Genomic DNA, 10,747 nt, shown 5'->3' with positions numbered 1-10,747 from the left:
CGGCAAAATACTTCATGGCTGCTCCTTCCCGATGCTTGTGGCGAATCAACATCGACCACGTTCTCACATCTCGACAGGAGCAGCCGCCCTTATCCGGGCTCGGCAAAGACCCCAATCACCCCATCTGACTGTTACGGCCGTCCAAGGACCCGACCACGACCCGTAAGAGGGTTGGAGTCAGGCGGAAATTTCGACCTGCACTGTATAATTGCCTCAAAAACAGATGCACCGAATATCAGGTACGCGCCGGAAGCAGACGTAGCTCCATCCCGCGCGCGTTATTGGTCAGGCACATCTACCCGGGGATCGTCAGCCCGCACGGAAGTTCGCAACTGGCCGGGATCCACCTTCGTGCGCTGTGCCCATTCGACAAGATTGGCCGGGCGGTATGTGAGATCAGCTCGCCACCGCTCGAACACGCTAGCGTCGATCGTCTCGTTGACGTTGATGTGGCTTCCGTCTTCCCGAACATCCGGGTCGCGGCCAATGGTGCGATAAAGGGGCGGAGAAACTATGGCGTACAATCCTGAGCCAAACGACTTATAGGAGTCGGCAATCGGCGCTATCAGAGCATCTCCATCCAGATCGACCTCTGATCGGAACGAAAGTCCCTGCGATTCCGCCTTCTTCATCATCCAGCGTAGCGGAGCTTGCGCAAGAAGATCGGTCTGATAGCCACCCCCAACATTGGCATGGGCACCAACAAACCAGCGCTGCTCAACGGCGGAGAGCGGGCGCGCCTGTGCGATGACCGCATTCTGATCTTTCGGGTGGCGAACATCCCAGAGCGTGGGAGCGAAGTCGTTCCGGTGCTCATCAATGGCTAGGGCGTGATAGCCGTTCAGGATATGGATGCGTAATCCTGTCTGTAGATAATTGAATGTGGAACGGCTAAAGCCAGGAATATTTCCACCCGCAAGGCCGACGGACCCGACAGTATCCCATACGCCGACCACCTTCACCTCCGCGGGATGGGAGTATTTGATCAGCCACTTATCTTGCTCAGTCAGCTTGCTGATGTCTCCGGAAGCGACCTTTTCCTTCAACTTCCAGATGGTCTCTTCGTTTGCCTTTTTGTAGCGATCAAAGAGCTCGGCTACGCCGATGGGAGAGCCTGCTTTTAGAATGCCATCCATCGCGATCAGGCCAGCCAGGCTTCTAGCCGTAAAAGCGCCCCGGCTGAAACCGAAAATGAAGATTTCATCGCCTTCGTTGTAGTTTTCGATAAGCCACTCGTAAGCCAGGCGGATGTTCTCATCGAGCCCCTGGCCGAAAACGCCCCCCAAGAAACCGTTGACCCCGACCTCATAGTAGACGAGTTGAGGTCTGCCATCTTTGCTTTTAGCGGCGCACAGCGCCCGCATCCGCCAGACGTTCGTATTGCTGTCGACGCGGTTCCATGTGCCGTCAAGAAAGACAACGAGGCGTTTTTGCTGCTGCTCGGCCCCTGCAAAGTTCGGCTGGTTACCACTTTTTTCCGAAGGACGCGTAATAATTACTCCGACCGCGACGAGCGCCACGATTCCTAATAAGAGCGCAAACCAATGCGCGATTCGCTCGATCAATCGCAGAATCTTCATGGCGGCCCCCCGTTGAAATTGCGTTGGCCGACTCGCAACACGATCGTCGACTTGGTCAGAGAATAGAGCCTGCACTGATTCGTTGCACGTTACAGCACCTAACTTGATATCGCGTCTTCTGGACGGGATTCTTCTTGCGTGTCTAGCGGGCTATCCAGATTAGCGAATTCAAATGAGGTGCGCCGACTTCAAGCTGGGTTTCGACGCAGGTGCCCTTTGGGTCATGTCACGATGATATCGCACTGGATCGAACGTGCGGTCTCGCTGCCCGTTCGCTCACTACCCCGCTGCGCTTTTATCGAGAGCTCGCTTCTGATGCGTTCAGACTTTCAGTCTGCCGTACCGCGATCATTGACAGCGCGAGGCTCGTTCCTCTGCTGGTGGGTCTGGCTGACCAAAGGGATCCACCACGTCCAGGACGCGTCGAAGAAACAGAACTGCCGGTGGAGAGCTTCTGGCACCGTAGAAACCACAAATCACGGCCGGCCTTTGTTTGCCTAGATCACTGCTGCTGAGTGCGAGCGATCGGTAACAGCCTATAATAACAACAATCACTTAGCTTTAAAGGCGGTAACCCCTCACCCGCTCGCTGCGCAGTCCCAGTCGCGTTTACTCAGAATAGCACTTCACTCTTGCACAAATATTCCCTTTAAGGGATGCTTAACCCTAAGCCGTGGGAGGGCTGGGGGATGAGAGTAAAGGCGTTTTTGGCACTTTGTGGCAGTGTCGCCCTGTGTGGCTGTCAGACTAGTAATCAAGCAGACTACGTTCAGATAGGGTTTGGGCCGAGTTTCGACGTGGCCCATGCTCAATGCGAATTGCAGAAGCGATCAGCCGACCAAGGCTATATTGCGATTGGGTCGCCGGCTTTTGTCGCTGGCGCGGGCATAGGCAACGCGCTTGGCAACGCGATGGCTGAAGATCAGTTCATGAAGAACTGTCTCGTCATCAACGGCTGGAAACGAGCGCCGCATGGCCAAGCACCTGCAGCTGCAGCGGCCGTTGCTGCTGGGCTCACGCCAACACCCTATGGGATTGCGCGCGCACCCGGCAGTTGGATCAATACGGCTCTGCTGGACTGGTCAGACGCCAACAAGAAGTGCGTCGCCGGGGACAAGGCCGCTTGTGCCACACGGGCGCAGCTCGGCACTCGCCTGAGGGCGGTCGGCATCGATCCGGCAGCGTCTTAGAGGCTGCGTCGTCGTGGTCGCAAGGCAGGTCAGGGGATTGGCGTGGCTCGCTTTGTTGGGCCTGGCGGCGTGGCATTGGCCTTCCGATCGGCAGAGGCCAATGAGTCCAAGCGACCAGACCGCGGTCGCGGATGGACGTCCACTGGTCAAATCAACCCCAAAGAGTACCCCAACACCTAGCGCGCATCCTTCATCGCAGCCTTCAATCGTCAAACCCGAACCGCAGGCGGCACCCAAGATCGCGACGCTTGCAGGCTCCGCTAACGCGATAGACGGTGATACGATCGAGATTGAGGGCACGCGCGTCCGTCTCAACGGCATAGACGCTCCGGAATATGCTCAGCAGTGTGAAGACGCGAAGCATTTCAACTACTCGTGCGGATGGCAGATCACATCAAGCCTGCAGAAGTTCTTGGTCAAATCGAAACCCACAAAGTGTGAGTTTGTGACTTGGGATCAATACGGCCGGTTCATCGGGAACTGTGCCCGAGCGGATGGCACCGACGTCGCTGATTGGTTAGTCAAGAACGATTTCGCGCTCGACTGGCCTAAATACAGCTATGGCGCCTATGCCCACCAGCAGGCAGCGGCGAAAGCAGCCAAGCTCGGGCTATGGAAGGGCTTTTTCGACGAGCCATGGACCTGGCGCACAAAGCAGGCCGAGCAATCAACCGCAAAGCAGCGATTCGCCATTCTGAACACGCAGGCGGAGTCACCATTGGGCTACTCCTGTCAGCCCCGGCGGACCTGTCCTCAGATCAGTTCCTGCGCCGAGGCAAACTGGTACCTTGCCAACTGCTCTTGGGGCAGCAAGCTCGATCGGGACAATGACGGGCTTCCATGCGAGAGCCAATGCTGACCGGCAGAGCGCTCAAAGCCGTTCTTGCGGCGGTATTTTCGCTTCTGCCAGGGATTGCGTTCGCCGGTCGAGCGTCTGACATTGTTGCAAGCATCCCCGAGCCAAATCGACTAACCGCGTTTCAATCGATCATATCGAACGCGTATAGCTGCACAGGCGCGACCAAGATGATCTTCATGGGAGAATCGGAAGACGCCGGCTATTGGACCGTCCGATGCAGCGAGGCGGACTATATGGTCGAGGTGAAGAATGCAGGCAGCCTCGAAACAAAGGTCCTTCAATGCTCTCTCGCAGAGGCGCTAGGCCTGCGCTGCTGGCGGCCATTCTAAAAGGCGGTGCGGGTGGACAAGCTCAATATAGGGGCTGATCAAGCTGACCGCTGGCGCAAACGCCTTCGGAAAAAGCGGCGCAGTTGGTGGCGATGGCGATATCTATTTCCGCTGGTGATGGTGCCGCTGGCTGCCTTTTTCTCGGTCAGCCCAACCAGCCTTGACACCGTCGCCGGTCTTATCCCTTCTGGCCTGCTCAACGGCGTGGCGGGCGGAAATGCCGGAAGCTGCAACATCAAGGGAAACATCTCGATCGACACCGGCGAGCGCATCTATCATGTCCCCGGCCAGGAGCATTATTGGGAGACCAAGATCAGCCCTCAATATGGCGAGCGGTGGTTCTGCAGCGAAGCCGAGGCCCGAGCTGCCGGCTGGCGAAGAGCGCGCCGTTAGGAACACCAGGTCGCCACGGAGGATGACACAAGCGAGAACCAAGCCGATCGCCGTAAAAGGCGTCAGCGCGCCTTGGCTGCCCCGCGTAGCAACTCCGGTCTACACGCCAGAGGATTATCCGCTCATCCGTCAGCTTCCCTGAGCCGACGACATGCCACCGACTTGGGAAGCGTGGCGCATGCAGCCTGAACTTGCACAGAAGCAGCGCGCACCGGCGGGCGATTATCGCCACAAAAACGTGCGCGGTCAGGCCCGACCTCTTCCAAGCATGGCTCGACGCCAATCCGCAGGTGGCTTCATATCCTTCCAGACAGCGCTACGCTCAGGAGTTGCTTGATACCCGTGCCGCTCGGGGAGCCGCTTACGACGAAGAGCACCGCCAAGAGATAGAAGCGGCGGCCGAATATCCGGCCGCCCCAGTTTACACTCCTCGTGACTACCCGCTCATCCTGGGGCTTTCGGCAACCGGCAATCCGCCTGCAACCTGGAAGGAGTGGTGGGAGAATTCCAAAGCATCTGAAGCTGAGCGCCGTCGCCAGGGCTTGTTAACGACCAGAGTCCGGGTTCATGCTGGAAAATTCAAAGCTTGGTTGCAGGCCAACCAGCCTTTGTCATCAGAACAGACAAGGCAGAAGTATGCTCAGCAACGGCTGAATATGAAGCGCGCCCGGAGAGCAGCGCGACGCGCTGAGGAGCGACTGCCGTGGGCGAGGCGCTTGCAATTGTTGACCGCAGCATCGCAAGCACCCTCCCCTTGGCCCCACAAGGCGATAGAAGTGTTGGCTCATGCCCTATTGGCGGTCGCAATTGCCACTGTGCTGCTCGCCGTCAAGTGGCTACGCAACGATTAGTGCAATCTAATATTATGAAAGCGCTGTCGCAATCGCCGCGCTTCGAATGACATTACAAATGAAACCGTTCTACGCTTGCCATCGTCTGCCCGGCCGCGATATCGCCGACCTGTGGCTCGGTTCGCTTCCTCCCACCTCGGGCGAGCACACCCCCGGGGCCTGTCCAGAGCGAACTGAGCCGCACCCAGAGTTAGGCAAGCGGATGAACCGAACAATCAAGGAGGCCACCCGGTCTGGAAAGCCTCAAGGCCGACGTCCTGGTCTCCGTGATCGCCTACGACTTGGCCAAGCACCTCTAGCCCTGAGATGGAAAACACCTATCAGGTGCTCTGCGACGCAGGGCCAAAGGACCCGTCAATCTTCAAGCGCGGTACGGAGTCTCGGCTGGCGAGGTCCCACACGACCGCTGTCGCTTCCCCGCCATTCGCGCAGATCGCCTCGGCAGTTGCGTGGGCTTTTCGCGACCGATGTCACCGCACGCGACTCGCGCACCTTCACGTGCCAGCGCCCGCGAGATGGCGCCCCCTAGCCCGCCGCCTGCACCGAGTACAAATGCCGTCTTCCGTGCAATTCCCAGGCCCATGATATTGGCCTTGCCTATGATTGAGAGAACATTGGTTGGCCGGGGAAGTCTAGTTCCGCTGTTAGAATGCTCCCGGTCTCGGATTCGGTAATGAAAAGAGTCCTGTTGCCTTCACCGCCGAAGGCAACGTTGGTGGTCATCCGTCCGCTTGGCGAGTTGATGCGCAGTAGCGGCTCACCGAGCGTATTGAACAACCATATGCAACCGAGCCCTATATGGGCGATAGCCAGAGAGCCTTCGGCATCCATCGCCAGACCGTCCGGCCCAACGCCTCCAGTCAGCCGGACAAAGGCACCGACCTTGTAGGCAGTGCCGTCAGAACGCATCGGCACGCGCCAGACAGCGTTGTCGCGAGTCACGTTAAGGAAGATGGTGGTCTCGCTGCGGTCGAGGACGAGGCCGTTGGGGCTCGGCACCCGGTCCAATACGACATTCAGTCGCCCATCCGCGCGCAGCCGGAACAGGCGCCCGAAGGGGTCGTGCAGCCCGCTTAAGCCCTGGTCGGTAAAATAGAGATCTCCATTGCATGAGAAGTGGAGGTCGTTCAAACCGTGAAACGGCTTGCCCTCATAGCCATCGACAACGGTGGTCACCTTCCCGGTCCCAGGCTCAAGGTCAAGCAATCCCCGGGTGAAATCGGCAACGAAAATCCGCCCGTCCGCATGGAACTTGAGCCCGTTCGGCGACCCGTCATATTCTGTGATGACGCTGAAATCACCCGTCGGTGACATCCTCAATATCCGTCCCCACGCTACGTCGACCATGTAGAGATTGCCGCCGCGATCGAAGGAGGGACCTTCGAGGAAGCAGTCCGTAGCCGCGCCCGACCGATGTGTCTGCGCCCATTGGGAGGCGCGCCCACTAATCCGGAGCGCATCTGGCACGCGGGCGAACACCTTTGCTTCGATCTGCGGCGGTTGTGCAAACATGAGAGTGACTCCTGCTGATCAATCGAGGCGGGTGGGATCCCCATTGAACCCATCGGCACAAAAACTACCGCCTTGAAAGCGAGCCTCAAACGCTGGTTCATCCAGATGTCCCTGCATTTGCGGCACGAAGCGTCGTCCTTCGGGAAGAAGCCGATCGCGCGGGCGCCTGCATCGTCCCACTGCTTGCGCGTGTTATTCGAGACGCCGTATACGACGTGGAAGTGCACGTCTTCGGCCTCGATACAACGCTCGGTCAAATCGACGAAATCTTGTTCGCTAATCCAGACCAAAGAGAACGGCGAGGCGGCGGTGAAGTACGGCATACACCGATCCGCTGACTGATCACACTTAGACCATGATTATCGGCGTACAGACGCCCAAGCGCCTCGCCGAAACCTTGGATACTCCATAGAGCCCATTGGGTTTTAGTTCAATCTGATTTGCTCAATCCTGGGAATCCTGATTCAACTAAAACGCGACCCGCTCTAGAATAGACAGAAAGACGGGCGGCATTAGCGCGAGGAGATAGGCGATGCAACCTGAAGCGATAGGCTGCCTTGCTAACCAGCAAGGAAGCTGCCGCTCATCCTTTAATATGGAGCGGCGGCCCGACGATCATGACGGTCGGATCGGCCGACAGAAGCTTCCTAGCCTCCGTCCTGACATCCTCCAGAGATACTGCGTCGATCAGCGCGGCGCGGTTTTTGATATAGTCCATGGCCAAATTTTCGCGCTGCAGCCTGACCAGTGTCGCCGCAATCGAATCCGAAGACTTGAGGGACTTAGTCGCAAATGAGCCGATCATGTATTTCTTGGTCGCCGCGAGCTCTTCCTCGGTCGGCCCGTTTTCGGCCATGTCCTTCACCACCTGGCGCACGATCGAAAGCGTCTCGGCGGCGCGGTCGGAGCGTGTCGCGGTGGTGATCAGCAGCGTGTGCGAATGCTCGTTGTCGACGAGGTCGGAGCTTACGCCATAGGCAAGGCCCCGCTTCTCGCGCACCTCGGCAAAGAGCCGCGAGGTGAAGGTCGAGCCGCCGAGGATCTCGTTCATCAGCACGGCGGCGAAGAAATCCGGATCGCTGCGCTTCACACCCGGCCAGGCCAGGCGCAGCGAGGTCTGCGGCAGGTCGTAATTCACCTCCAGCTGCTGGCCGAGCTTGGGCGTGACGTCGGCCACCGGAGCCAGCGCCTGCTTTTCCGGCAAGTCGCCGAACACGTCGTCTAGCTTGGCGCTTAGCGTTGCGGCGTCGATGTCGCCGACCACTGCCACGTGCAGGCCGCTGCGGGCGAAACCGGCCTTGTGGAAGGCCCTGATGTCGTCGGCGGTGATAGCAGCCAGGCTCTCCTTGGTGCCCTCGTCCGGCCGCGCATAGGGATGCTCGCCATAGATGGCGCGCAGCCAGCGCTGCCGCGCCACCGTGTTGGGATCGCGCTCGTTGGCAAGGATGCCGGAGAGGATCTGGCTGCGGATGCGGTCGATCGGCGCCTGGTCGAAGCGAGGGCTGTTGACCGCCAGCTTCAGCAACCCGAAGGCCTCATTCTTCTCTTCCGACAGCATGCGCATAGAGCCGTAGGTGCCGTCGCGCGCGGCCTGAAAACTCATCTCGGCGCCGGCATCGTCGAGCTTCTGCTGGAAGGCGTCGCTGTCGAGGTCGCCGGCGCCTTCGTCGAACAGGCCGGTCATAAGATTGATCAGACCCTCCTTGCCGGCCGGGTCCTGCGCGCTGCCGCCGTCGAAGACGAAGCGAACGGAAATCAGCGGGATCGAATGATCCTCCACCAGCCAGGCGGTGATGCCCTTCTTCGACTTCACCTCCTGGATGTTCATCTCGGCGCGGGCGTCAAGCGCCGGCAGCGACAGAAAGAACAGGGCAAAGCACAAAGTGGCGATGGCGCGCGCCACCGATCCTACTCCCCTCGTGGGGGAAGGAACGCCGCTCATCCGTTTAAGGACCAGGCTCATCATCAATTCCCCGCCTGTTGCTGCGGCAAGAGATAGCCGGTGGTCGAGTGGTCGAGCACTAAGTAGCGGGCGGCCACTTGCTTCACCTGGTCGGCGGTGACCTTGCGGATACGCTCGGGCCATTCCTGGACGTCCTTCACACTGCCGCCGGTGGCGAGCGTCGAGCCATACATATTGGCCATGTCTTTCTGCTTGTCGCGGGCAAAGATCGTCGAGCGGACATAGCGGGTCTTGGCGCGCTCCAACTCGTCCTCGGTCACGCCATCCTTGACGATGCGGGCGATCTCGGCGTCGACGGCCGCCTCGACGTCGCTGAGCTTGGCGTCGCCGCGCGGTGAGCCAAAGACGGCAAAGTTGGTGGCGTCGAGCATGGTGCCCTGGAAATACGCGCCGGCCTCGGCGGCAATGCCCTGCTTGATCATCAGCTGCTGGTGGAGGCGGCTGCGGTTGTCGCCGCCCAGGATCTCGGCCAGAAGATCGAGCGCCTCGGCCTCGCCGGGCTTGGCGGTGTGATAGGACGGCACCACCCATTGCGTGGAAAAGCTCGGCACGGACACGCGCGCGTCAGTGAGCGTCACTGTGCGCATGGTGTTCTGCTCGGGCTCAACGGGGCGGATGCGCGGCGGCAGATCCGGCCCGCGCGCGATCTTGCCGAAGGTCCTCTCGGCCATCGCCTTCACCGCGTCGGGATCGACGTCGCCCGCCAACACCAGAACCGCGTTGTTTGGGTGGTAGTAGACGTCGTAAAACGCCTTCGCGTCCTCTCGGTTGAGCTGTTGCATCTCCTGCATCCAGCCGATCACCGAAATGCGGTAGGGCTGATTCTGCCAGAGCGTGGCATCGACCTCCTCGTCCAGCACCGCCTGCGGATTGCGGTCGATGCGCGAGCAGCGCTCCTCCAGGATCACGTCGCGCTCGGTCTTGATGACGTCGTCGGTGAGGATGAGGTTGCGCATGCGGTCGGCCTCAAAACCCATCATCTGCTCGAGCGCCGTGGGCGGCACCGTCTCGTGGAAGGCGGTGTAATCGTAGGAGGTGAAGGCGTTCTTGGAGCCGCCGATCTCGGACACCGTGCGATCGAACTCGCCGGCGGCGTGATTGGCGGTTGCCTTGAACATCAGATGCTCGAAGAAATGCGCGATGCCGGATTTGCCGGGCGGCTCGTCGGCACTGCCGACCTTGTACCAGATCATATGGGTGACGACCGGCGCGCGATGATCAGGAATGACGACCACTTCCATGCCATTGCGGAGCAGGAAGTCGGATGGCGACTGTTCGCCGGCCATTGGGGACCTAATCCCGGTGAAGGCTAAGATGGTTACCAGCAGGGCCTTGGAAACCCAGCCGGCGGGGTTTGCGGCGAACATGGCCATAATCTGTATTGCTCCTTGGTGCGCTACGCGTTCGATAGATCGGGTAAGCATGGACCGTGCCAAGCAGAAACGACTTCAGAGCAACGCATCCGCCCCCAAACTGACCTGTCCATTGTCGGACATTGTCGGATACACTCCCCAGCCTTGGCCGATGCGATTGCAAGGGAGCGATGGTTCAGCACGGATTGCTGTTCACGCTGCCGAAACGGGGCCAGCATAGCTGGTGCGGTTTCGCTCATGTATTTGGCCGGCGGTAGCGGGCACGGTCCCCCCTCCTTTCCGCAGCAAAGGTTGGGCTAAATCAGCGTGTCAACCTAGATCTGAGGCGAGAGTACCACCAAGCGGATACTGCCCCTCCGAACCGGAGCTGCTCTGGTGGTGCTTACAGGTAGCGGGCCAGACCCCTTGCGGCCGGTCACCGAAAGATCCTCCTTGGCGTCTAGCTGGTCGAGGACCTCTGGTTCGCCAATGCACAATGCCCCAAGTATACAACATCCAGCCTTCACCAACCAATGAGCCTTGGTCGGAGTAGTGCTTGTCAGCGTCTTGGGTGACGGCTGGAGCTGGAGTGGTCATTACAATGGCCAACGCGGTGGCAGCAAGTATCGTTCGTGGCCAGTGAGACTGCAATTTCAGGAGGCTCGGGCGCGCCACATCGTCTTTTTCTGAGGTAGGCATTTTTCGTTTTCCTTTTGGA

General features: G+C 59.4%; 8 protein-coding genes. 4 read left to right on the top strand and 4 right to left on the bottom strand.

The annotated features are described in order from the left end of the window. Nucleotides 1-278 precede the first annotated feature (278 nt). Nucleotides 279-1,580: a DUF2235 domain-containing protein gene (locus PU724_RS32795; protein WP_354425012.1), complete on the bottom strand. Its 1,302-nt coding sequence runs from the start codon at nt 1,578-1,580 to the stop codon at nt 279-281. A gap of 689 nt (nt 1,581-2,269) precedes the next feature. On the opposite strand from PU724_RS32795, the gene PU724_RS32790 reads away from it, so the two are divergent. The 4 genes from PU724_RS32790 to PU724_RS32775 all read left to right on the top strand — a co-directional run bounded on the left by PU724_RS32790 (nt 2,270) and on the right by PU724_RS32775 (nt 5,202). After that, nucleotides 2,270-2,770, top strand: a complete 501-nt coding sequence (locus PU724_RS32790) for a hypothetical protein (RefSeq protein ID WP_426213791.1) — start codon at nt 2,270-2,272, stop codon at nt 2,768-2,770. Nucleotides 2,771-2,870: 100 nt separating this feature from the next. Beyond that, entirely contained in the window at nt 2,871-3,629 is a 759-nt protein-coding gene (locus PU724_RS32785) for a thermonuclease family protein (protein WP_354425016.1), read from the top strand. Nucleotides 3,630-3,970: 341 nt separating this feature from the next. Beyond that, on the top strand, nt 3,971-4,351 hold the full coding sequence (locus tag PU724_RS32780; protein WP_354425019.1) for a sunset domain-containing protein: 381 nt from the start codon (nt 3,971-3,973) through the stop codon (nt 4,349-4,351). A 191-nt stretch (nt 4,352-4,542) separates the two neighbouring features. Then, the gene (locus PU724_RS32775; RefSeq protein WP_354425021.1) at nt 4,543-5,202 is read left to right on the top strand and encodes a hypothetical protein; all 660 of its coding nucleotides are present in this window, start codon (nt 4,543-4,545) and stop codon (nt 5,200-5,202) included. A 597-nt stretch (nt 5,203-5,799) separates the two neighbouring features. Here the strand turns inward: PU724_RS32775 and PU724_RS32770 are convergent. From PU724_RS32770 to PU724_RS32760, 3 genes are all read right to left on the bottom strand, one after another. Then, the gene (locus PU724_RS32770) at nt 5,800-6,714 is read right to left on the bottom strand and encodes an SMP-30/gluconolactonase/LRE family protein (RefSeq protein ID WP_354425023.1); all 915 of its coding nucleotides are present in this window, start codon (nt 6,712-6,714) and stop codon (nt 5,800-5,802) included. 583 nt (nt 6,715-7,297) lie between these two features. After that, entirely contained in the window at nt 7,298-8,656 is a 1,359-nt protein-coding gene (locus PU724_RS32765) for a M16 family metallopeptidase (protein WP_354425118.1), read from the bottom strand. A 23-nt stretch (nt 8,657-8,679) separates the two neighbouring features. Then, nucleotides 8,680-9,963 carry a M16 family metallopeptidase gene (locus PU724_RS32760; protein WP_354425120.1) on the bottom strand — a complete coding sequence of 428 codons (1,284 nt, stop codon included), beginning with the start codon at nt 9,961-9,963 and terminating at the stop codon, nt 8,680-8,682. Between the last annotated feature and the right edge of the window lie 784 nt (nt 9,964-10,747).

The sequence above is a fragment of the Mesorhizobium abyssinicae genome, assembly GCF_049887195.1.
Classification (GTDB): domain Bacteria; phylum Pseudomonadota; class Alphaproteobacteria; order Rhizobiales; family Rhizobiaceae; genus Mesorhizobium; species Mesorhizobium abyssinicae.
The sequence above is the reverse complement of the archived record's forward strand: the minus strand, read 5'-3'. Positions and strand labels throughout refer to the sequence as shown.

Excerpts from the sequence above, each read along its gene's own strand:
- PU724_RS32795 (WP_354425012.1), bottom strand. The coding sequence starts at position 1,580 with ATGAAGATTCTGCGATTGATCGAGCGAATCGCGCATTGGTTTGCGCTC.
- PU724_RS32770 (WP_354425023.1), bottom strand. The coding sequence starts at position 6,714 with ATGTTTGCACAACCGCCGCAGATCGAAGCAAAGGTGTTCGCCCGCGTG.
- PU724_RS32785 (WP_354425016.1), top strand. The coding sequence starts at position 2,871 with ATGAGTCCAAGCGACCAGACCGCGGTCGCGGATGGACGTCCACTGGTC.
- PU724_RS32765 (WP_354425118.1), bottom strand. The coding sequence starts at position 8,656 with ATGAGCGGCGTTCCTTCCCCCACGAGGGGAGTAGGATCGGTGGCGCGC.
- PU724_RS32760 (WP_354425120.1), bottom strand. The coding sequence starts at position 9,963 with ATGGCCGGCGAACAGTCGCCATCCGACTTCCTGCTCCGCAATGGCATG.
- PU724_RS32790 (WP_426213791.1), top strand. The coding sequence starts at position 2,270 with ATGAGAGTAAAGGCGTTTTTGGCACTTTGTGGCAGTGTCGCCCTGTGT.